This window comes from Nonomuraea sp. NPDC050394 (genome assembly GCF_044459065.1).
In the GTDB taxonomy this organism is placed as follows: domain Bacteria; phylum Actinomycetota; class Actinomycetes; order Streptosporangiales; family Streptosporangiaceae; genus Nonomuraea.
The window spans coordinates 473981-495682 of the sequence record NZ_JBITIO010000003.1 but is presented as its reverse complement, the minus strand read 5'-3'; the positions used below and the strand labels follow the sequence as shown (position 1 = coordinate 495682).

The 21702-nt window shown below is 71.9% G+C and carries 18 protein-coding genes; 9 read left to right on the top strand and 9 right to left on the bottom strand.

Going from position 1 to position 21702, the window contains the following annotated elements:
• The first annotated feature begins 22 nt into the window (after positions 1 to 22).
• The 9 genes from ACIBKY_RS15370 to ACIBKY_RS15330 are packed head-to-tail and all read left to right on the top strand — an operon-like array spanning position 23 to position 9424.
• Entirely contained in the window at positions 23 to 706 is a 684-nt protein-coding gene (locus ACIBKY_RS15370; protein WP_397097678.1) for a response regulator transcription factor, read from the top strand.
• Entirely contained in the window at positions 703 to 2064 is a 1362-nt protein-coding gene (locus ACIBKY_RS15365) for a sensor histidine kinase (protein ID WP_397097281.1), read from the top strand. Before ACIBKY_RS15370 ends, ACIBKY_RS15365 begins: the two co-directional genes overlap by 4 nt.
• 25 nt (positions 2065 to 2089) lie before the next feature.
• Positions 2090 to 3238: a glycosyltransferase gene (locus ACIBKY_RS15360; protein WP_397097280.1), complete on the top strand. Its 1149-nt coding sequence runs from the start codon at positions 2090 to 2092 to the stop codon at positions 3236 to 3238.
• Positions 3235 to 5091 carry a glycosyltransferase family 39 protein gene (locus tag ACIBKY_RS15355; protein WP_397097279.1) on the top strand — a complete coding sequence of 619 codons (1857 nt, stop codon included), beginning with the start codon at positions 3235 to 3237 and terminating at the stop codon, positions 5089 to 5091. The genes ACIBKY_RS15360 and ACIBKY_RS15355 overlap by 4 nt, the downstream gene beginning before the upstream one ends.
• 42 nt (positions 5092 to 5133) lie before the next feature.
• On the top strand, positions 5134 to 5883 hold the full coding sequence (locus tag ACIBKY_RS15350; RefSeq protein WP_397097278.1) for an ATP-binding cassette domain-containing protein: 750 nt from the start codon (positions 5134 to 5136) through the stop codon (positions 5881 to 5883).
• Entirely contained in the window at positions 5880 to 6824 is a 945-nt protein-coding gene (locus ACIBKY_RS15345) for an ABC transporter permease (RefSeq protein ID WP_397097277.1), read from the top strand. Before ACIBKY_RS15350 ends, ACIBKY_RS15345 begins: the two co-directional genes overlap by 4 nt.
• An 11-nt stretch (positions 6825 to 6835) precedes the next feature.
• Positions 6836 to 7783, top strand: coding sequence for an ABC transporter substrate-binding protein (locus tag ACIBKY_RS15340; protein ID WP_397097276.1), 948 nt, complete (start codon positions 6836 to 6838; stop codon positions 7781 to 7783).
• Positions 7784 to 7820: 37 nt separating this feature from the next.
• Entirely contained in the window at positions 7821 to 8444 is a 624-nt protein-coding gene (locus ACIBKY_RS15335) for a TetR/AcrR family transcriptional regulator (RefSeq protein WP_397097275.1), read from the top strand.
• The gene (locus ACIBKY_RS15330) at positions 8441 to 9424 is read left to right on the top strand and encodes a P1 family peptidase (protein ID WP_397097274.1); all 984 of its coding nucleotides are present in this window, start codon (positions 8441 to 8443) and stop codon (positions 9422 to 9424) included. The genes ACIBKY_RS15335 and ACIBKY_RS15330 overlap by 4 nt, the downstream gene beginning before the upstream one ends.
• Here the strand turns inward: ACIBKY_RS15330 and ACIBKY_RS15325 are convergent.
• The 9 genes from ACIBKY_RS15325 to ACIBKY_RS15285 form a co-directional block, all read right to left on the bottom strand.
• Complete coding sequence (locus ACIBKY_RS15325; protein ID WP_397097273.1) at positions 9421 to 12186, bottom strand: protein-arginine deiminase family protein; 2766 nt, start codon at positions 12184 to 12186, stop codon at positions 9421 to 9423. The two genes, ACIBKY_RS15330 and ACIBKY_RS15325, sit on opposite strands and share 4 nt — an antisense overlap.
• Position 12187: 1 nt before the next feature.
• Positions 12188 to 15388, bottom strand: coding sequence for a hypothetical protein (locus tag ACIBKY_RS15320; RefSeq protein ID WP_397097272.1), 3201 nt, complete (start codon positions 15386 to 15388; stop codon positions 12188 to 12190).
• 549 nt (positions 15389 to 15937) lie between these two features.
• Positions 15938 to 16201 (bottom strand): hypothetical protein, encoded by a 264-nt coding sequence (locus ACIBKY_RS15315; protein ID WP_184962528.1) that lies wholly within the window; start codon positions 16199 to 16201, stop codon positions 15938 to 15940.
• 74 nt (positions 16202 to 16275) lie between these two features.
• The gene (locus tag ACIBKY_RS15310; RefSeq protein ID WP_379613338.1) at positions 16276 to 17127 is read right to left on the bottom strand and encodes a helix-turn-helix domain-containing protein; all 852 of its coding nucleotides are present in this window, start codon (positions 17125 to 17127) and stop codon (positions 16276 to 16278) included.
• Positions 17128 to 17296: 169 nt separating this feature from the next.
• On the bottom strand, positions 17297 to 17500 hold the full coding sequence (locus tag ACIBKY_RS15305) for a hypothetical protein (protein WP_184962524.1): 204 nt from the start codon (positions 17498 to 17500) through the stop codon (positions 17297 to 17299).
• A gap of 94 nt (positions 17501 to 17594) precedes the next feature.
• Positions 17595 to 18506: a transglycosylase SLT domain-containing protein gene (locus ACIBKY_RS15300; RefSeq protein ID WP_397097271.1), complete on the bottom strand. Its 912-nt coding sequence runs from the start codon at positions 18504 to 18506 to the stop codon at positions 17595 to 17597.
• Positions 18507 to 18533: 27 nt separating this feature from the next.
• The gene (locus ACIBKY_RS15295; protein ID WP_397097270.1) at positions 18534 to 19796 is read right to left on the bottom strand and encodes an acyl-CoA dehydrogenase family protein; all 1263 of its coding nucleotides are present in this window, start codon (positions 19794 to 19796) and stop codon (positions 18534 to 18536) included.
• Entirely contained in the window at positions 19781 to 20785 is a 1005-nt protein-coding gene (locus ACIBKY_RS15290) for a phosphotransferase family protein (RefSeq protein WP_397097269.1), read from the bottom strand. The genes ACIBKY_RS15295 and ACIBKY_RS15290 overlap by 16 nt, the downstream gene beginning before the upstream one ends.
• Before the next feature lie 67 nt (positions 20786 to 20852).
• Positions 20853 to 21671: a GNAT family N-acetyltransferase gene (locus tag ACIBKY_RS15285; RefSeq protein ID WP_397097268.1), complete on the bottom strand. Its 819-nt coding sequence runs from the start codon at positions 21669 to 21671 to the stop codon at positions 20853 to 20855.
• Positions 21672 to 21702: the final 31 nt, after the last annotated feature.

The following is a 21702-nucleotide window of genomic DNA, read 5'->3' as shown; positions in this document are numbered from 1 at the left end:
GCGTTGGCCCATGAGTGAGCCCATGAGACTCCTGGTGGTGGACGACGAGCCGGCGCTGCGCGAGGCGCTGCAGTCGAGCCTGGAGTTCGAGGGCTACCGGGTGGCCACGGCCGTGGACGGGCAGGCCGCGCTGGAGGAGCTGGCCCGCGAGGCGTACGACGCGGTGCTGCTGGACGTCATGATGCCCAGGCTCGACGGGCTGACCGCGTGCCGGCGGCTGCGGCAGGGCGGCAACCACGTGCCGGTGCTGATGCTGACCGCCCGTGACGCCGTCGGCGACCGCGTCTCCGGCCTGGACGCGGGCGCGGACGACTACCTGGTCAAGCCGTTCGAGCTGGACGAGCTGCTGGCCAGGGTCCGGGCGCTGCTGCGGCGCAGCGCGCTCGGCGCCGTGCCGCAGGACGGCTTGCTCGCCTACGCCGACCTGCGCATGGACCCGGCCACCCGCGAGGTCACCCGCGGCGCCCGCAGGCTCGACCTGACCAGGACCGAGTACCAGTTGCTCGAACTGCTGCTCAGCCACCCGCGCCAGGTGCTGACCCGCGACCAGATCCTCGGCGAGGTGTGGGGCTTCGACTTCGAGCCGACCTCCAACTCCCTCGACGTCTACGTGATGTACCTGAGGCGCAAGACCGAGGCGGGCGGCGAGCCCCGGCTGATCCACACCGTGCGCGGCGTCGGCTACGTGCTGCGGAACGCGCCGTGAGATGGAGCAGCCTGCGCGCCCGGATGACGTTGCTGGTCACGGCGGCGGTGGCGCTGGCGGTCGCGCTTTCGGCGGTCCTGTGCTTCTCCATCGTGCGCATGGAGCTGCTCAGCCAGCTCGACCATGAGCTGGAGGGTCCGCCGGGCAAGCGGCCCGACCTGAGCAAGCTCCTGGTCAGGTGCTCGACCGAGCCGCCGCGCGCGGACGCCTACGCGCCGCCGTACTCCGAGCAGATCATCTACGCCGACCGGAGCCCGACCTGCTCGTTCGGCACGCCGATCCGCGTGACCGAGGACGACCTGCGCGTGGCCCGCTCCGGCGGCCAGTGCCTGCACACGAGCGCCACCAGCGACGGGGCGCAGGTCCGCGTCGTCACCAAGTGGGTCGCGCCCGGCGTGGCGGTCATGAGCGCCCGCCGCCTCGACCGCCTGCAGAACTCCCTCAGCACGCTGGCCGCCCTGCTCGCGGGCGTGGCCGGCCTCGGCGTGCTCGGCGCCGCCTCGGCGGGCCTGTTCGTCTCCCGTACGGCCCTGCGCCCGGTCGGCGAGCTGACCAGGGCGGTCGAGCACATCGCCACCACCGAGGACCTCGACACCTCCATCCCCGTCAAGGGCGACGACGAGATCGCCCGCCTGAGCGCCTCCTTCAACGCGATGACGGCCGCCCTGGCCGGCTCCCGCGACCGCCAGCGCCAGCTCGTCGCCGACGCCGGCCACGAGCTGCGCACCCCGCTGACCACACTGCGCACCAACATCGACCTGCTGCTGCGCAGTGAGCAGACCGGCAGGCAGCTCGATCCGGCCGCCAAGGAGCGGCTGCTGGTCAACGTGAAGGCCCAGTTCGCCGAGTTGTCGGCGCTGGTGGGCGACCTGCTCATGCTGGCCAGGGGCGACACCGACCACGAGCCGCACGTGGAGCTGGCCCTGCACGAGGTGGTGAGGGCCGCCGCCGAGCGGGCCAGGCTGCGCGGCGCGGAGCTGAGCACCGACCTCGGCCGGTGGTACACCGTCGGCAACGCCGCCTCACTGGAACGGGCGGTGCTCAACCTCATCGACAACGCCCGCAAGTTCAGCGAGAACGGCATCGAGGTGAAGCTGCGCGCAGGCGTGCTGACCGTGCGCGACCACGGGCCCGGCATCCCGCGCGAGGAACTGCCGCACGTCTTCGAGCGGTTCTGGCGCTCCCCGTCGGCGCGCGCGCTGCCCGGCTCGGGCCTGGGGCTGGCGATCGTGGCGCAGGCCGTGGCGGAGGCGGGCGGGAGCGTCCGGCTGGACAACGCGCAGGGCGGCGGAGTGATCGCCACGGTGCGGCTGCCGGGAAGTCTCACCCCACTCTCATCATCGGCTAAGTCCGGCTAAAGACCGGGCCGGTGATCTGGGGAGCATGCCAACATCCATCAAGACGCGGCTGGTCGAGGTGGTCGTCCCGGTCCACAACGAGCAGCGTGCCCTGCGCGCGAGCGTGACCCGGCTGCACGGCTATCTGCTGGCCACCTTCCCGTACGGCTTCCGCATCACGATCGCCGACAACGCCAGCACGGACGGTACCTGGCCGCTGGCCAGGGAGCTGGCGGCCGAGCTGCCGCACGTGCGGGCCGTACACCTGGAGGAGAAGGGGCGCGGCAGGGCGTTGCGCCGGGTGTGGTCGCGGAGTAACGCGGACGTCGTCAGCTACATGGACGTGGACCTGTCCACGGACCTGGACGCCTTCCTGCCCCTGGTCGCGCCGCTGCTGTCGGGCCACAGCGACCTGGCCATCGGCACCCGGCTGGCACCGGCGGCGCGCGTGGAGCGCGGGCCCAGGCGTGAGGTCATCTCCCGCTGCTACAACCTGCTCCTGCGCGCCCTGCTCGGGGCCCGCTTCACCGACGCCCAGTGCGGCTTCAAGGCGGCGCGTACCGAGGTGGCCCAGGCGCTGCTGCCCGCGGTCGAGGACGAGCAGTGGTTCTTCGACACCGAGCTGCTCCTGCTGGCCCAGCGGCACGGGCTGCGCATCCATGAGGTGCCGGTCGACTGGGTCGACGACCCGGACAGCCGGGTCGACGTCGTGCGCACCGCGCTGGACGACCTGCGCGGCATGGCCAGGCTGGCCCGCGCGCACGCGCTGCGCGCGCCGATCCCCTCGCGGGAGGTGCCGCGCGGGCTGGCCAGGCAGCTCCCGCGGTTCGCGGTCGTGGGCGTCGTCAGCACGCTGGCCTATCTCGGGCTGTACACGCTGCTGCGCGGGGCGCTCGCCCCCATGCCGGCCAACACGATCGCGTTGCTGGTCACCGCCGTGGCCAACACCGCGGCCAACCGGCGCTTCACGTTCGGGATCAGCGGGTCAGCGGGGGTCGTCCGCCACCAGTTCGAGGGCCTGATCGCCTTCCTCGTGGGGCTGGCCCTCACCACCGGAGGTCTCGCGCTGCTGCCCGGCGGGGTCTCGCACGGCGTCGAGCTGGCCGCGGTGGTGCTCGCCAACGCGCTGGCCACGCTGGTGCGCTTCCTGCTGCTGCGCGTGTGGGTGTTCAACCCGCGGAGGGCGGGCCGGTGACGCGCACACGATGGGCGCTCGCCGGGGTGCTGGCACTCGCCTTGGTGCTGTACACGTGGGCGCTGAGCGGGATGGCCAACACCTATTACTCGGCCGCCGTCCTGTCGGCCACCCAGAGCTGGAAGGCGTTCTTCTTCGGCGCGCTGGACGCCGGATCGTTCATCACCGTGGACAAGCCGCCGCTGGCGCTGTGGGTGATGGCGCTGTCGGCGCGGATCTTCGGGTTCTCGACGTGGAGCATGCTGGTGCCGCAGGCGCTGGCGGGCGTGGCGGCGATCGCGGTGGTCTCCTCGGCGGTCCGCCGCAACATGTCCGGATATTTCGGTGAACGGCGGGCGGAAGCGGCCGGGCTCGTCGCGGCAGTCGCGATGACGCTGACCCCGATCACCGTGGCCATCAACCGCGACAACAACCCGGACACGCTCCTGGTGCTGCTGCTCACCGCGGCCGCCTGGTTCTGCCTGGAGGCGCTGCGCACCGGCCGGGCGCGCTGGTTGCTGCTCTGCGCGGTCTTCGTCGGCCTCGGGTTCACCACCAAGATGCTCCAGGCGTACCTGGTGCTGCCCGCCTTCGCCCTCGCCTACCTGCTCTGCGCCCGCACCGGCCTCGTCCGGCGGATCGGCCACCTGCTGGCCGCCGGGGCGGTGCTCGTGGTGTCGAGCGCCTGGTGGATGCTGATCGTCGACCTGTGGCCCGCCGCATCCCGTCCCTACGTCGGCGGGTCCACCGACAACACCGTCCGGGACCTGGTTGTCGGCTACAACGGCCTCGGCCGGATCTTCGGGCAGGGCGGCGGGCGTGGGCCGACGTTCGGCGGGGAGCCGGGGGCCGGGCGGCTGTTCAACGAGGTGATGGCCGGGCAGATCTCGTGGCTGCTCCCGCTCTGCGCGATCGCCCTGCTCGTGGCGCTCGCGGCGGGGCTGCGCGCCCGTGGGCCCGAGCGGACGTGGACCTGGGGGCCGTGGCTGGTGTGGGGCGGCTGGCTGGCCGTGCACGTGGTGGTCTTCAGCTTCTCCAGCGGCACCTTCCACCCCTACTACAGCACGGCCATGGCACCGGCGGTGGCGGCGCTGACCGGGATGGGCGGCGTGCTCATGTGGCGGCTCTACCGTGAGGGACACGCGCTGGGCTGGGCGCTGCCCCTCGCGGTCGTGGTGACCGGCGGGTGGGCGTTCGCGGTGCTGCGCCGTACGCCGGAGTGGACTCCGTGGCTGGCCTGGGCCGTGCTCGCCGCCACCGTCCTGGCCGGGCTCGCGCTGGTCCTGGCCCGGGTACGGCGCGGCGCCGCGCTCACCGTCACCGGCCTCATCCTTGCCCTGGTCGCGGGTCTGGCCGGACCGGCCGCGTACGCGGTCACCCCGCTCCAGTCCCCGGTGAACGGCACCAACCCGACCGCGGGACCCAATACCGGAAGGGGAGGCTTCGGCGGCCCGACGGGCATGCCAGGCGGTCGCCCGCCTACAGGTGATCGCCCGCCCAGGGATCAGGGGACACCCACAGGCGGTCGCGGGAACCAGGGCCTTTCCGGCGGTCCCGGCGGGCGCGGGGTCAGCGCGGAGCTCACCAACCATCTGCTGGCCAACCGGGGGAACGCCGAGTGGCTGGTCGCCGTGGGCAGTGCCCAGCAGGCCGCCTCGCTGATCCTGTCCACCGGCCGGCCCGTCATCGCCATGGGCGGCTTCACCGGCTCCGACCCGGCCATGACCACCGCTCGCCTGGAGGAGCTGACCTCCTCCGGCCGCCTGCGCTACGTGATGACCGGTGGCGGCAGGGGCGGCGGCCAGGCCACCTCGTGGGTCCAGGAGAACTGCGTGGCCGTGCAGGGCCAGGACGGCCTCCACGACTGTTCTTGATCGGGGGTTGACAACGATGTCAACCCCGCTCTTGATAGATCTATGGCCGGACCGCTGCTCGAAGCCCGCGGCATCGTCAAGAGCTACGGCCACGTCGAGGCGCTGCGCGGAGCCGACCTCGCGCTGCCGCCCGGCGAGGTCGTCGCGCTGATCGGGGACAACGGCGCGGGCAAGTCGACCCTCGCCAAGATCTTGTCCGGCGTCGAACCGCCCGACGACGGCGAGATCCTGCTCGACGGCAGGCCCATGGCCTTCTCCTCCGCCGAGGACGCCAGGGCCGCCGGGATCGAGACCGTCTACCAGGACCTCGCCCTCTGCGCCGACCTCACCCCCGCCGCCAACTTCTTCCTCGGCCGCGAGCTGCTCAGGCCCGGCCTGCTCGGCCGCCTCGGCCTGCTCGACGACACCGCCATGCGCGAGCGCGCCCGGCAGGCCTGCGAGCGCCTCGGGATCGAGCTGAAGTCGCCGGCCGCGCCGGTCTCCACGCTCTCCGGCGGACAGCGGCAGGCCGTCGCCGTGGCCAGGGCGGTCACCTGGGCGCGCCGCGTGGTGTTCATGGACGAGCCGACCGCGGCGCTCGGCGTCGTCCAGACCCGCCGCGTGCTCGACCTCATCCGCGGCGTGCGCGACTCCGGCGTGACCGTGCTGCTGATCAGCCACAACATGCAGGACGTCAAGGCCGTCTCCGACCGGGTCGAGGTGCTCAGGCTCGGCCGCAGGGTGGCCCGCTTCGACACCGCGCAGGTCTCCATGGAAGAACTGGTCGGCGCGATGACGGGAGCCATCGGATGAGCGGACGGCTGCCGTCGGCGCAGGTGTTCTGGATCGGGCTCGTGCTCGCGGGCCTGCTCGCCACCTTCGCCCTCCTGCGGCCCGGCAGCTTCGCCACCCCCTTCAACCTCCTGAACCTGGTCAGCGACGCCGCCATCCTCCTGCTCCTGGCCACCGGCATGACCTACGTGATCATCACCGCCGGGATCGACCTGTCGGTCGGCGGCGTGCTGGTCTTCTCGGCCGTGGCCGCCGCCCTGACGGCCGAGGCCACCGGGTCGCTGCTGGTGGGGGCGGCGGCAGCCGTACTGTCGGGGCTGGGGTGGGGTCTGCTCAACGGCGTGCTCGTCGCGCACGGGCGGATCCCCGCGCTGATCGTCACCCTCGGCACGCTCGGCATGTCGCTCGGCGCCGCGCTGCTGCTGACCGGCGGCGTGGACCTGCGCGCGCCCGGCGAGCTGAACCTCGGCCTCGGCCTGGCACGCTGGCTCGGCGTGCCGCACCTCGTGTGGATCTGTGGCGCCATCACCGCCGTGCTCGGCTTCGCCCTCGCCCGCACCCGCTTCGGCCGCCACACCTACGCGATCGGCTCCAACGCCGAGGCCGCCCGCCGCGCCGGCGTGCGCGTCGCCAGGCACCTGGTCACGGTGTACGGCCTCGCCGGACTGCTGGCCGGTCTTGCCGGCTACCTGTCACTGGCGAAGTACGGCATCACCGGCGTGTCGGCTCATTCCACCGACAACCTGCAGGCCATCGCCGCCGTCGTGATCGGCGGCACGTCGCTGTTCGGCGGCGTCGGCACCGTGGCAGGCACCGTCATCGGCGTGTTCATCCCGGCGGTGCTGCAGAACGGCTTCCAGATCCTCGGCGTGCGGCCCTTCTGGCAGCAGGTGGTGGTCGGCGCCGTGCTGGTCGCCGCCGTCTACGTCGACCAGCGGCAACGCGCCCGCCGCGACCCATGAGGAGACTCGACATGCGCAAAGCCCTCGCCGCCGCCCTCCTGCTCGCCCTCGCCGCCTGCGGCCAGCCCGGCGCCGGTGGCGCCGTCAGGGTGACGCTCGTGCAGGGGCTGGCGGGGGAGGAGTTCTACGAGACGATGGCCTGCGGCGCGCGGGCCAAGGCCAAGGAGCTCGGGGTCGAGCTGGAGGTGCAGGGACCGCAGAAGTTCGACCCGACCCTGCAGACACCGATCGTGAACTCGGTCGTGGCCGCCCAGCCCGACGCCCTGCTCATCGCGCCCACCGACGTCAAGGCGATGATCGCTCCACTCACCCAGGCCAAGCAGCGCAACATCAAGATCATCCTGGTGGACACGGTGGTCGAGGACGCCTCGATCGGCCTGTCCAGGATCAGCACCGACAACGTCAAGGGCGGCGCGGCGGCGGCCAAGGCGCTGTCGGAGCAGATCGGCGGCAAGGGCAAGGTGCTCGTCATCTCCACCGACCCCGGCGTGAGCACGGTGGACGCCCGGATCAAGGGCTTCGAGGAGGAGATCAAGGCGGCCCATCCCGGCGTGAGCTCGCTGGGCGTGCAGTACTCGCACAACGACGTCGGCGAAGCCTCAAAGATCGTCAACGCCGCGCTGGCGAAGGACCCCGACCTGGCCGGCGTCTTCGCCACCAACCTCAACTCCGCGACCGGCGCGGGCACGGCGCTGCAGCAGGCGGGCAAGCTCGGCCAGGTCAAGATGGTCGGCTTCGACGCGGGCCCGGCCCAGGTCAAGCAGCTCAGGGACGGCGTCGTGCAGGCGCTCATCGCCCAGTTGCCCGGCGAGATCGGCGCGAAAGGCGTGGAGCAGGCGTTCGCCGCGGTCAAGGGACAGCAGGTGACCGCCTCGATCCCGACCGACGCCACCATCGTGACCCGCGAGAACGTCGACACCCCCGACGTGCGGAAGGTCTTGTACAAGGCAGGATGCTGACGGATACCGGCGTACGGCCCGGCGATAGGATTTCGTGGTGCGAAGTGCTTCCTCCCGAGCCGAACAGGCCGACCAGCGCCGGGCCGAGCTGCTGGCCGCCACCCGGCGCGTCGTCCTCGAAAAAGGGCTGGCCAACACCCGGATCGCCGACATCGCCAAGGCGGTCAACGTCAGCGGCGGCCTCATCCACTACCACTTCGCCACCAAGGACGAACTCATCACCGCGATGCTCAGGGCCACGCTCGACGTGGAGAGCGCCCGGCTGGAGGAGATCGTGCGCGGGCCCGGCACCGCCGTGCGCCGCTTCGACCGGGTCCTGGACTACTACATCCCCCAGTCGCGCGCCGACCAGAGCTGGCTGCTGTGGCTCGACGCCTGGAACACCGCCCTGCGCGAGCCCGCGGTCAACGCGATCGTCCTGGAGCTGGAGGCGACGTGGCTGCGCGCGATCGAGCGGGTGATCACCGACGGGGTGGACGGCGGCGAGTTCGCCTGCGACGACCCGGCCGGAGCGGCCGAACGCCTCGACGCCATGCTCGACGGGCTGGCCATCCGCTACACGCTCCACCCCGACGTGCTCACCCAGGAGCGCCTGCTCGCCCACGCCCGTACCGCCGCCGCCCGCGAGGTCGGGCTGTCTCCCGAGGCGTTCTCCGCATGACGGCCATGCGCGCGCGTGAGCACGGTCTGGCCGGCGGGCCGTACCGGACGGGGGAGCACAACGCGATCACCGACGTGCCCGGCGTGCGCGTCGGCCACACCACGCTGCGGCGCGAGCCCGCGATCCACACCGGCGTGACCGCGGTCGTCCCCGACCGGCTGCCGCTCAGCGCCGGCGTCTACGCGGGCAACGGCTACGGCAAGCTCGTCGGCACCACCCAGATCGCCGAGCTCGGCGTGATCGAGACGCCGATCCTGCTGACCGCGACCCTGTCCACCTTCCGTGTGGCCGACGCGCTGATCAGCTGGATGCTGGCCCGCGACCCCGGCCTGCCGTCGGTCAACCCGGTCGTGGGCGAGTGCAACGACGGCTGGCTGTCCGACATGCCCGCGCGCCCGATCACCGCCGAGCATGTCTTCGCCGCGCTCGACGGCGCCCGCCCGGGGCCGGTCGAGGAGGGCTGCGTGGGCGCGGGCACCGGCACCGTCGCCCTGGGTTTCAAGGCCGGCATCGGCACCGCCTCGCGCACCCTCGACCTGGCCGGGGCCGGTCAGGTGACCGTCGGCGCGCTGGTCCAGGCCAACTTCGGCGGCACGCTGCGCACCGGGGCGCGTACACACGAGGCCGAATCCGCCTCCGAGCTGGAGCTCCTCGGCCTGGAGACGCCGCCCGACGACGGCTCCTGCATGATCGTCGTGGCCACCGACGCCCGCCTGGACGGCCGTCAGCTGACCCGGGTCGCCAAGCGCGGCGTCTACGCCCTCGGCCGGGTCGGCGCCTCCTACTCCAACGGCAGCGGCGACTACGGCCTCGCCTTCTCCACCGCCGCCACCGGCGGGCACGTCGCCGACCGGCACCTCAGCCCGCTGTTCGAGGCCACCCTCGACGCGGTGGAGGAGTCGGTGCTCAACAGCCTCCTGGCCGCGGTGCCCACCCGGGGCCGCGACGGCCACACCGCGGCCGCCTGGCGGCCCGCCTAACGCCACCACGGCCGGTCGGCGGGGGCGGTGCGCAGCACGTTCGTCCCGCAGTGGATCGAGCCCAGGCGGACGTGGTAATACCACGCCTCCACCCACTGCACGCGGTAGCCGAGCTTGTCGGCGACCGCTTCGGTCCAGGCCTCGAACAGGTCCACCTTGTTCTCCGGGATCACCAGTTGGCGCCAGCCGCCGCCCTTCAGCCGCCCGGCGGCGTCGAAGGCGTTCGCGTTGGCCCGCAGGATGTGCCGGCGGATCTGAGCCTCCGGCATGCCGCGGGGGAAGCCGTCGGCGAAGGCGAACGCCAGGTTGGCGAGGTCGGTGGCGGTCGGCTTGCCCACTGACTGGTGGCGGGCCCAGAACGTGGTCCGGTGCAGGCCGCGGGCGCGTAGCCACTGCGGCGTGAGACGCGCGGCGCGCACGGCCTCGGGGAAGCGCGCGGCCACCGCGCGCAGCACCCGGGCCGCCGACTCCGGTGACATGCGCGGCCCGTGCGGGCGGGGGATGAGCAGGCGGTCTCCGGCCACCTGCAGGTTGGCGAGGTTCGGGGTGAAGGCGGTGCTGCGGCCGCTCGCGGGGGAGCGGCGGTCGAAGAAGACCGGGAGGCCGTGGATCGGCATCCTGCCGTCGTACTCCGTGGTGATGCGCTCCACCGCCTCGGTGAGCTGGCCCGCCGCGGGGATCTCCGTCCCGTCCGGGCCGCTCCTGGCGGGTGCCGGCGCCGCCTCCAGGTCCTCGTTGAGGTTGTCGCTGAAGTAGTACATCTCGTAGACCGAGATGCCCGCCGGATAGACCGGCGCGGGCCGGGTGCTCCAGGGCGAGACGGGCAGCGGGATGTCGTGTGCGGTCGGGCCCGAGGCGTTCTGCCGGGCGAGGCGCTGGTAGATCTCCGGGGGTTCGGTGGGCAGCGTCTGGCCCGGTTCGTGATGCTGCAGCCAGCGCAGGCCCCGCAGCAGGTGGGTGATCGGCTTGGTGCCCTGGATCGTGTGGCGGCTCCTGGAGCTGATGTACTGCCAGTTCGTGTACTCGGCGAGGTCGCGGGCGTTCAGCCCGCTCAGGAACTCCCGCTTGGCCTCGGTGATGATCAGCAGTGCCATGGCGGGGGCGGCGCGCAGCACCGTGCCCAGGCCGCGCGGGTCGCGCGGGTCCGGCACGAACGCCAGCATCTCGTCCACGTGGCCCACGTCCAGCCAGCTCGTGTCCACCTCCACCACGCTCTGGTGGCCGTGCGCCTGCCCGCGCAGGAAGGCCAGCAGGTCCGGGTCCATGTCGGTGAGCGTGGAGCCGTCGTCGGCCCGCTGGGTGGTGTTGCCGACGACGACCACTCCGGCGGAGCCGTTCTTGGAGGGCGGGCCGACCTCGATGTTGCCGCCGTAGTTGTGCCCGGAGTGCCAGTTGCCGAGCTGCCGGTCGAGCGTGACCAGCTCGTCGGCGCTCAGGACGAACTCCCGGGCCGGGCGCGGGCCGGTGGCGGGCAGCCGCAGCCGGGCCCGACCGCCCGCCACCGGCATTTCGGCCGTCACGGCGGCGACCTGCCGGCTCGCGTCGTCGAGCAGCGGGTCGATCAGATCCTTCTTCCACGGGGTGTCCGGGCGGGTCAGCGCCGCGCGTGCCGTACCGCGCAACAGGCTCAGCAGCAGCTCCAGCTCCGAGCGGGACTTCCACACGTCAGCCCGCGCCGGGCCGATCGCCCTGCGCATGCGGGCGAGGTCTTCCGCGGTGCCGATCCTGGACACCATCTCCACCATGTGGCGGCGCAGGACCAGGACCTTCGTCAGCACGGTCAGCAGGCGGTCGCTCTCGGCGAAGCCCATCCGCGCGGGTGCGCCGTCCGGGCCGGGGACGGTGAGCTCGCGGTCCCAGAACGCCTGGCAGACCCCGATGTCCTTGCTCAGGAAATGCCCGGCCAGCACGCCGCCCAGGTTCGGGCCACCGGTCCTGGAGGCGTCCGAGCGGGTGCGCGGCGTGTGCAGGAGCACCCGCTGCACCCCGTCCGGGGTTCGCGTGTAGCCGAGCTGATACTGGTCCTGGATCCAGCTGTCCCCGCCGTGCACCTCCTGCGGGATGAGCACCAGCGGCACGCGCAGCGGGGCGAGCGCGGCACGCACGTCGGCGACGGCGGGCCCGTTGTCGTCCAGCGACCTGGCCGGGTCGTCCTCGCGCACCGCGCACATGTAGAGCCGCTCCAGCCGCCCCGCGTTGCCGATCAGCACGAACGGCGCCAGCGTCACCACCGCCTCGTCCTCGACCACGGTGCCGCCCGCGCCGTCGCGCTCCAGCCGCACCACGATCCTGGCGCCGGTCGGCGGACCCGCTCCGGGGACCAGCAGCCTGTTGGTCGCGGGACTGGCCGCCAGGTCCACCGCCTCCAGGGCCAGCCTCTTCGGGAACGGCCCCGCCGGCAGCGGATAGCGGGCCAGGTTCCGCTTCGGCACCGGCCGGATCCGCACCCCGGTCGAGTCCACGACCGCGATCCGCTGCGGATCGGCCCCTTGCAGGACCACGAACAGCGGGCCTGGCTCGTGGCTCACCTCCTGCACCTGCATCCTGATCGGCTCGTCGTCCCCGGCCGTCTTGGCCTGCCGTTCCCGGTCGGGGGTGGCGGGGCCCGACCTGGCGACCGACGCGGGCAGCCTCCTGGCGTCGGCGTCCAGGTTGGCGCGCACCAGCGCGCCGGGCTCGCGCTTCCTGCCGGCCCACTCCGCCGCGTCCCCGCTCAGCCGCCCGGTGCGGTCGTAGTCGGCGTGCAGGCGGTAGGCGCACACCTCAGCCTTCGCCGGCGTCGAGGGTGACGTGGGCGCCGGGGCGCAGCGCGTCCCGCAGCGGCGGCACCTCGGACAGGTCCTGGACCAGCACCAGGTCCGTCGGCACCACCACCTCCCACGGCCTGGACCCGGCCGGGTAGGGGACGCCGCCGTCGATCCTGCCGAGGTTGGTGGTGATCTCGTCGATGATCGGCACGTACAGCTCGTCCTCGACCGTGGGCACGTCGTTGCCGTCCCACACGTTGCCGGTGTGCACGAAGTAGGCCACCGCGCGCTCGAACCCCGGCCGCACCGGCACCTGCACACGCGCCGCCCCGGCCCGCAGGAAGGCGGCGAAGTCCGGGTCGGGGTCGGTGACGTTCAGCGCAGGCACCCAGCGCGCCCGCCGCCCCCACAGGTGCGGATAGAAGACGTAGAGCATGTTCTGCCACTCGAAGGCGTTCTCCAGGAACCGGATGTAGCGGCCGTTGGCGTTGGCCTTGTCGAGATCGAGGACGGGCGCGCCGGTCGGGCTCTTGAACGAGTCGAGGTTGAGCTCGGGCTGCCTGGCCAGCATCATGATGACCCACTTCTTCAGCTCGTCGCGCTCCACCCGCCGGTTGGCCAGCGGGTTGCGGCCGAACTGCCGCGTGTTGCTGCGTTCGAGCTCGCGCTGCGCCTTGCGCTCGTTGTACTCGGCGAGCTGCTGCTGGTAGGCGGCGATGATGGCGTCGAAGGCGGCGTGCTGCCAGCTCGCATACGCCTCGGGGGAGAGCTTGCAGTCGACGTCGATCGCCACCGCCCACGCGTTCGCCGCCACCGAGATCGAGACCGACGCGTCCTTCTCCAGCCAGCTCGTCGGCCCGCCCTGCGATCCCCAGGTGTCGTGGAAGTCGTACATCTTGCCGTCGAAGACGATCTGGAACGGGTGCAGCTGGATGTCGGCGGCCCAGATGTGGGTGGCCTGCACGGTCGCCCGGTAGGCGCGGTAGCCGTCGGGGATCTCGACCTTGCCCGCGGCGCCGGTGGAGGTGTAGTTGCCGCCGTCGTACTTGGCGAAGAAGCTCGCCGTGCGCAGCTCCGGCGGCTGCGGGGGCGCGTCGGTCACCCGGTAGCGGGCCAGCAGCGGGCCGTAGGTGCCTGCGTCGATCTGCCCGGGGGTCAGCGGGTTGCCCGCGACGGTCGGCGGGGCCGGTTTGACCAGCTCGCTGTCCTGCGGCGGGTTCTCCACCAGGCCGTACAGATAGAACGCCGCCGGCTCCGGCACCACGAAGTCGAACATCATGCGCTGGCCGTAGTTGAAGACCTGGGCGTCGTAGACCTTGTTCAGCCAGCGGTAGACGCCCCGGACGTGGCGGGCCAGGTTGTTGCTGAAGCCGTGCCGGTTGTTCTCCTCGAACTCCTCCAGCGTGCGCTTGCGCACCAGCGTGCGTACCTTCTCGCGCACCTTCTCCACCGTGCGCTGGGTGACCTCCTGCGAGAACGACGACGCCTTGCGCTGCGACTCCTCGGTGGTCGTGGAGAAGCCCGCCTTGAGGCTGGAGGTGAAGGAGACCGCGGGGCCGTAACTGCCGCTGACCTGCAGGCCCGCCTCGATGTCGAGCTGGCTCTTGACGTGCTTCTCCGCCTCGTTCTGCAGCTCGTTGCGGGTCGTGGACTGCAGGTCCTTCTCCGTTTCCGTCTCCGTCTCGGTCTCCCGTTCGATGATCTCCTCGACCTGGGTGAGGCGGCGGGTGGAGCGTTCGCGGGACTCGCCGGCCATGACGTTCTCGATGTGGGCGTACTCGCCCAGCTCGTAGGCCTTGATCTTCTGCCGGACCACCAGCAGGTCGGCGACGCCCGCCTGCGAGTGCTGGGGAACCGGCGGCGGGTCGGTGACGGCAGGGGAGTCGCCGAGGGCGCGGTGGTAGCGTCCGAGGTCGATCTCGCCGCCGTCGAAGGCGAGCACCCCATCGGGTACGGCCCGCGTCCCCACCTGGGCGCCGGCCCGCCGCATCTCCTCCTCGATGACCGGAACCGCCCGCAACGGCAGGACCTCGCCGTCGAGCTGACCCAGCCGTTCCAGGACGCCGGTGGTGGTGCCGCTCAGCCGTTCCATCCCGGAGGCCGACAGCCGGGGCCGCCCGGCATCGGCCGCCCGCAGTTCGGCCAGCTGCCGCTCGACATCGCCGTCCGGCACGACGGGGGCCAGCACGTCGGGATACTCGACATGCCGCCCGTCGGTGACCATGCGCACCAGCTCCCGCCGAGCCTCCTCCAGGCTCGCCAGCCAGTCACGCGCCTCCTGATCCGCGTCGCCGGAGGGCAGGGACGGCGGCACCGGGAGGGGTTCCTGCCGGGCCCGCCCCAGGAACCCGGGCAACACCACGACGACCCCACCCATCACGTCCCCCAGCGTCCTGCGCCCACCTCCCACGCCGCGACCCTCCACACCCCCGCTCCGGGCCGCCACGTCTCCACCCCCGACGGCACCTTCGCCCGCTGTGTCCTGGCCCTGACCCGGATGCCCGTGCTCCGCCTGCCCATGATCCACACCCCCGTCGGCCGCGTCCCCCGGACCTACGTCCCCATGGGCGGCCTGGCGGGGGATCGCCTGCTCCGGGATCGCACGCCCCGGTATCGCATGTCCCGGGGCGGTCAGATCCGGGATGGCCCGATCAGGGACGGCCTGATCCGAGGTGCTTTGGCCCGAGGTGCTCTGGCCCGGGGTGCTCTGGCCCGGGGTGCTCCGGTCCGAGGCGCTCCGGTCTGGGGTGCCTTGGCCCGGGGTGGCGGAGAGGGTGGCGGCGAGGGCGAGGAGCTTGGCGTCGAGCAGATGGCGCTGGCCGTCGCCCGCCGGGTCGCCGAGCAGCGCGGTGGTCAGTACCTGGTCGGTGACCCGGGCCCGTGTGGCGGCGAACCGCTCCCCGGCCACCAGCTCCGGCAGCGCCGTCCCGTAGGCATGGCGTACCAGCGCGTCCAGGTCGGCGTCTTCGAGTGGGCGGTCCTGGTTGGCGTAGAACCATTCGCGCAGGGCGGCGGTGTCGAGCGGCTCGGGATGGTCGGCGGCGGCGCTGTATCCGCGGGCGATCTCCCGCAGCCCGGCCCGGTCCGCCCCGCTCGCCACGGCCGCGGCGAGCTGCTGGAAGAGCCCGGCCGCCGGGATCAGCACATTGGGCGGGGGCTGGACACGCGCCTTGGCCGGCCGGACGGTGATGAACCGAAGAATGCCTTCGCTAGCCAATGGGCACCTCACCCTCGCTGGATCCGCCGAACAGCACTCTTGGTGTTCGCATGACCACTCATTGTGCTGTGCTTGACGCGCCAACGTTACGTTCGTCAGGCCAGGTTGTCACGGGGTTTCCCGCTCAGCGGGCCGGCTTCGGAGTCGTCACGGCGGCGGCCCCGCGCGCCGGACGACCGTCCCCCTGGGCAGGGCCCAGCCACGTGCGGCGGGTGGGGTGGGGGCGGCTTGCCGTAACCCCGGAAGGCCGGACACGAGCGGGAAACCCCAAGCACCCGCGAGACACCCGCACGACGGGGGAGACGGCGGGGTGCCCGCGCGGTGGGGCAGGAGGCGGGATGCCCGCGCGTAGGGAGGGAAGGTGGATGGCCGCGCGGAGAGAAGGGAAAGGCGAGGCGCTTTGTTGCGAGAAAGCCTGTGGAGGAGAAAGTCCTCGCGGGGAAAATTGCGCGGGGAGGAGATGCGCGGGGAGGAGATGCGCGGGGAGGAGATGCGCGGGGAAGGGGTGCGCGCGGGAGAGATGCGCGGGGGAGGAGATTATGTGGGGATTTACGCGGGGAGCGCGGCGAGGAGGAAGGCGAGGCGGGCGGCGGCGGCTTCCACGTCGTCGGTGCTGCCCAGGCGGTAGCCCCAGGAGGTGACGAAGGCGCCCTCGTCGGAGCACGTGACGGTCTCGGTGAGCGTGGTGGAGAAGCGGTTACGGACCGACACATAGGCGGGATCGCAGGCCAGCGCCACGCTTTGGACCGAGAGGTCGGCGTGGCGACCCGCGTACCAGGCGAAGCGCTCCAGGCAGAGCGTGGTGTCCAGCATCAGGCGTCACCTCCGCAACGTCTCGCGCCACAGAATTGCACGATCTTCGCTCGCGGGGCAAGCAATTGCAGGGATTAAAGTGAGGATTGTTTCCCGTATTCGTGAAGAATCCGGATGATGAGGGCCCTTCCGGATTCGTCGAAATGGGCGACCTTGCAGTACTCGTCGAACGCGCTCACGTAGAAGGCGATGTCATCGGGATCGCGGAGGACCAGGTCCTTGGTCATCGTGGCGACCCCGACCATGGCCTCGTTGTAGATCCAGAAGCCGTTGATCGGCGAGGACGGCAGCTCGGCGGTGTAGGGGATCACGCCGAACTCGACGTTCGGCAGCGTGCTGACGGCCAGCAGGCGGTCGAGCTGGCCGCGCATCACGTCGATCGGGGCGAGCCTGGTGTGGAGCACGGCCTCGGGCACCACGAAGCGGAAGGTGCGCGTCGGGTCGTAGAGGATCTCCTGGCGTTGCATCCGCACGCGTACCGCCGCGTCGATCTGGTCGGGGGCGCTGTAGAGGCGCTTGACCTTGCGGAAGACGTGCCGGGCGTACTCGGTGGTCTGCAGCAGGCCCACCACGATGCCCGGCTCGAACACGCGGAACAGGCGGGTGCGCGCCTCCAGGTCGCGGATGTCCTCCTGGATGGCGGCCAGCCCGCTGCGGTGCCGCTGCTTCCAGTCGTCGTGCCGCTCCAGCAGCGAGATCGCCTGGCCGATCAACTGGTCCGTCACCTCCGGAGCAGCCTGTACGGCGGTCGCCCACACCACCACGTCGTCCTCCGTCGCGGTCTGGCGGGCGTTCTCCAGCCGGGAGACCTTGGACGGTTGCCAGCCAAGCCGCTCGGCCAGATCCTTGCCGGACAGGTGCACCGCCTCGCGCAGATGGCGAAGCTGGGCGCCGAGGTCGATGCGCGCCTGCTGAAAGGACGTCACGCCGCTAGAGGCTAGACCTGTGGGCATGGATCATGCCAGGCCCGGTTTCGCAATTGTGATCAATCGGTCGCGGCGCGTGGCTTTCCGTCGGCCGGAAAGCGGAATGCCCGCGCCGAGGGGTGACGCGGGCAGGAGGGGCGCTCCGGGGCGGGCGAGCGTCCGTAAGGGGTCAGAGGACTCGGCGGGCGATGTCTACGAGCAGCTCGCGTGGTACTTCGACCGCCGTCTCGCCGTCGAGGACGTCGCGCAGATCGGCGAGCGCCTCGGGGTCGGTGAGCTGGAGGCCCTGCACCACGATGGTGCCGCGGTCGGTCTCGTAGAGAGTGGGACAGGCCCCGGCTTCCGAAGTGGAGCCGAGAAACCGCATACGCATGACGATCCTTCCCCGATCAATCCTGCAATTGCGAGCAATTGTAGGAGCTCCAGGGATTTATGTGATCGTTTTAGTTCAAATTGGTATGAGTCGGTCACCGGGGGCCGGTCAGGCGGACGTCGCCCTTCGCCGACAGGACGAAGACCTGCCAGTTGTAGTACGCGTAGAAGCTGCGCGGGTCGCGCTTGATCTGGGCGGCGTGGGCCAGCACCGCGTCCACGTACCGCACGTCGTGGTTGTAGGCGAAGACGGCGCGGCGGTAGTTCCCGGGAGCGCCGGTGGCCTTCAGGTAGTTGGCGGCGGCCATGATCGAGTCCCTGGACTTGTGGACGTCGCCGCCCATGCCGTACATCTTCCAGGTGCCCGGCATGAACTGCATCGGCCCCTGCGCGCCCGTGGAACTGGCCGAGCGCACGCGGCCGAACTTCGTCTCCACCAGCATGATCGCCGCCAGCACCTCCCACTCGACGCCGAAGCGCTTCTCCGCCTTGACCATGTGGCCGCGCAGCGTCCCGGCCGGCTCGGCCTGCGCCAGGCGCATCTTCGCGCGCCGGGCCGCGGTGATCGGGCGGGCCATCGCCAGCAGTTTGCCCACGGCCTTGGCGTTGTCGCGGGCCTCGGCGGCCATCGGCCTGGGCAGCTTGGCGATGACGGCGCGGGCCAGCGTGGCGTTCCTGGCCAGCTTGCGGTAGACGCGCTGGTGGTGGAGGGCGTACAGGACGACCTCCGGTGGCGGCTGGGCGGCCTTGCTCCTGGTCCAGGCGTCGATGCCGGCGTAGAGGGCGGTGGTGGTGGCCTTCAGGTCGGCGGCCAGCTTGGCGGGATCCGCCGGGATGGGCGTGCCGGGAGCGGGGACGTTGCCGGGCGCGTTCTGGGAGGTGCCCTGGGGCTTGGTGGTGGGAGACTCGGCCGCGGGCTTGAGCTGCTCCCGGGCGGCGGTGCCGCCTGCCGTACCGCCGCATCCGGACAGGAGGACGGCCAGGGACGCTGCGAGGACGAGTCTCATGACGTCCCACCGTAGTGCCTCGATCAGCTAGATATCGGCGTATTTCGCCCGAGCGGCCGCAATCTTGTCCGGCAGGTACTCCGTGGGCCACAAACCCGGCGCGGGCTCGTAGTCCTTCAGCACGCGGCGCGCGATCGAGGCCTGGTGCACCTCCGTCGGACCGTCCATGATGCCCATCAGCGGCGCCGCCTGCCACAGCCGCGCCAGCGGCGTGTCGTTGGAGACGCCGAGCGCGCCGTGCAGATGCATCGCCCGGTAGACCACGTCGTGGAAGACCCGGGCCGCCGCCACCTTGCAGGCCGCGATCTGCGTGCGCGCCTCCCGCGTCGACGACTGGTCGATCAGCCACGCCGTGTGCAGCACGAGCAGCCGGAACTGCTGGATCTGCAGGTAGGAGTCGGCGATCGCCGCCTGCACGAGCTGCTTGCCGGCCAGCACCCCGTCATGGGTGGCCCGCGACAGCGCCCGCTCGCACATCATGTCGAAGGCCCGCTTGACCGCCGCGACCGTGCGCATCGCGTGGTGCACCCGGCCGCCACCCAGCCGGGCCTGCGCCACCGCGAACGCCCCGCCCTCCTCGCCGAGCAGCGCGTCCGCGCCCACCCGCACGCCGGTGTAGCGCAGGTGCGCGTGGTGGCCGGAGCGGTCGCCCATCGTGCCGATGTTGCGGACGATCTCCACGCCCGGGGTGTCCGACGGCACCAGGAACATCGACATCCGCTTGTACGGGTGCGCCTCGGGGTCGGTCACCGCCATCACGATGAAGAAGGCGGCGTTGTGGGCGTTGGAGGTGAAGTACTTCTCGCCGTCCAGGACCCACTCCTCGCCGTCCCTGGCCGCGCTCATCGTGAACAGCCTCGGGTCCGATCCGCTTTGCGGCTCGGTCATCGAGTACGCGGAGAACACCTCGCCGTCCAGCAGGGGACGCAGATAGCGCTCCTTCTGGGCGGCGGTGCCGTACATGGCGATGATCTCGGCGTTGCCGGTGTCGGGCGCCTGGCAGCCGAAGATGACCGGGGCCCAGGTGGAGCGGCCGATCAGCTCGTTCATCAGGGCCAGCCTGAGCTGGCCGAAGCCCTGGCCGCCGAGTTCGGCGCCGAGGTGGCAGGCCCACAGGCCCTGCGCCCTGACCCGCTCCTTGAGCGGATCCACGATCTTGCGCAGCCGCTCGTCCGGCGTGCCGTACGCCTGGCCTGGGAAGACCAGGTCGAGCGGCTCCACCTCCTCGCGGATGAACGTGTCCATCCAGTCGAGCTTGGCCTGGAACTCCGGCTCTACCGCGAAATCCATGTCTGTGCCCTCGCAAAAAGGTCCAGGGTGGTCTGGTGGAGGAGGTCCCCGATGTCCTTGGGCGCCTTCCCGGCGCAGGCGCGGGCGTGGCTGCCTTCGAGCACGATGCCGAGCTTGAAGCAGGCCATGACCGCGTACCAGTCGATCGCCGACATGTCCCGGTCGGTCAGCGCCGCGTAGCAGGCGACGATCTCGTCCTCGGACGGCAGTCCCGGCACGTGCCCGGCGTTCGACGGCCAGGTCGCCAGGAGCCAGCCGAGGTCGAGCAGCGGGTCGCCGACCGTGCACATCTCCCAGTCCACGATGGCCGCCACGCGCGGGCCGTCGTGGGCGAACATCAGGTTCGCGAAGTGGTAGTCGCCGTGCATCACCCCCGGCGTGAACGACGCCGGCCGGTGGCGCTCCAGCCAGGTGGCGGTCTCGCGCAGCAGCGGGATCTCGGGGCCCGGGTAGCCGTCGAGCCCGCCGTAGGACTCCAGCTCGGCCGTCCAGCGCGGCACCTGCCGTTCCAGGAACCCCTCCGGCCTGCCGAACCCCGGCAGCCGCCCGGGATCCACCCGCCCGAGCTCGGCCAGCGCGACCGCGGCCTCCAGCCCCATCCGGTGCCGGATCGCCGCGTCCGAGGCGTGCGGCTGCGGCAGCCCGGTCGAGGGGTTGAAGCCGTCGACCGGCTCCATCAGGTAGTAGACCGGCTCGTCCGCGGTCTGCGCGGCGATCAGCCGCGGCGCGGGCACCGCGGTGTCGCGCAGCACCGCGAGCACCCTCGCCTCACGCCGCAGCACCTCGTTGCTCTTGCGCCGCGGCCGCAGCGGCGGCCTTCTCAGGATGTACGGCCGGCCGCCCCGCGAGAAGCGCACCATCACGTTCTGCGTGCCGCCGAGCACCGGCGCGACGTCCCCGATGGGCCCGCCGGGCAGGCCCTGCCCGTCCATCCAGGCCCCGAGCGCGTCGAAGTCGATCGTGCCGACGTCGATGTGCGTGGAGGTCATGGCACCCTTCGGACCCAGATCAGAATCAAATTCTAGTCGTGAATCTACGGCCGCCCTTCGCCGAAGGTCAACCCAGCGAGACCATCAGCGGCAGGAACCGGCGCGCGTGGTCGCCCGGCAGCTCGCCGCCCCGCACCATCACCGTGTTCGGGAACGGCGAGCCGAGCCCACGCTCCACCGCCCACGCGACCAGTTCGGGACGGCTCATGTCGAGGTCGAGCCTGACCGGCAGGTCCCAGCCCGCGGCCAGGTCGCCGATGAGCGCCGTGGCCTGCCCGGTGTCCCGGGCGATGAGGGGGCCGATGACGATCTGGGTGTCGTTGCGCCACGCGCCGCCGTACCCCTCGATCCTGCCGCCCGCCTCCAGCACCCTGACCCGCCCGTGGAAGGAGGGCATGCGGCGCAGCAGGCCGGAGCGGTCGGCGCCGAACACCTTCGCGTCCAGCGCGAGGATGTCGTCCAGGTCGCGCTCGGTGGCGGGGCGGGTCGCGCCGGACGGCGCGCCCGTGAACGGGCCGCGGTGGGACTCCACGCGGCCCACGGCGCGGAAGCCGAGGCGCTCGTAGACGGGGCGGCCGTTGGCGGTGGAGTAGAGCCAGACGGTGCGCTCGCCCGCGACGTCGAGGAGGTGGCGGACGACGCGGCCGGCCAGGCCCTGGCGCTCGTGTCCCGCCGCGGTCAGGACCATGCTGACCGCGGCGGCGTCCGGCCCGTAGGGGACCAGGAGCGCGGTGGAGGCCAGGCCGCCGCCGGGGGCGTCGATGCCGTAGACCTCGCCGACGTCGAACAGGAAGCGCCACTTGTGCTCCTCCGCGCCCCAATGGCGGGAGACGGCCAGGCGGGAGCAGGCGGGAAGGTCGTCGTGGGTGAGTCGCCGGACGTGCATCCGGACATGATGCCCTGACCGGGCGGGGGCG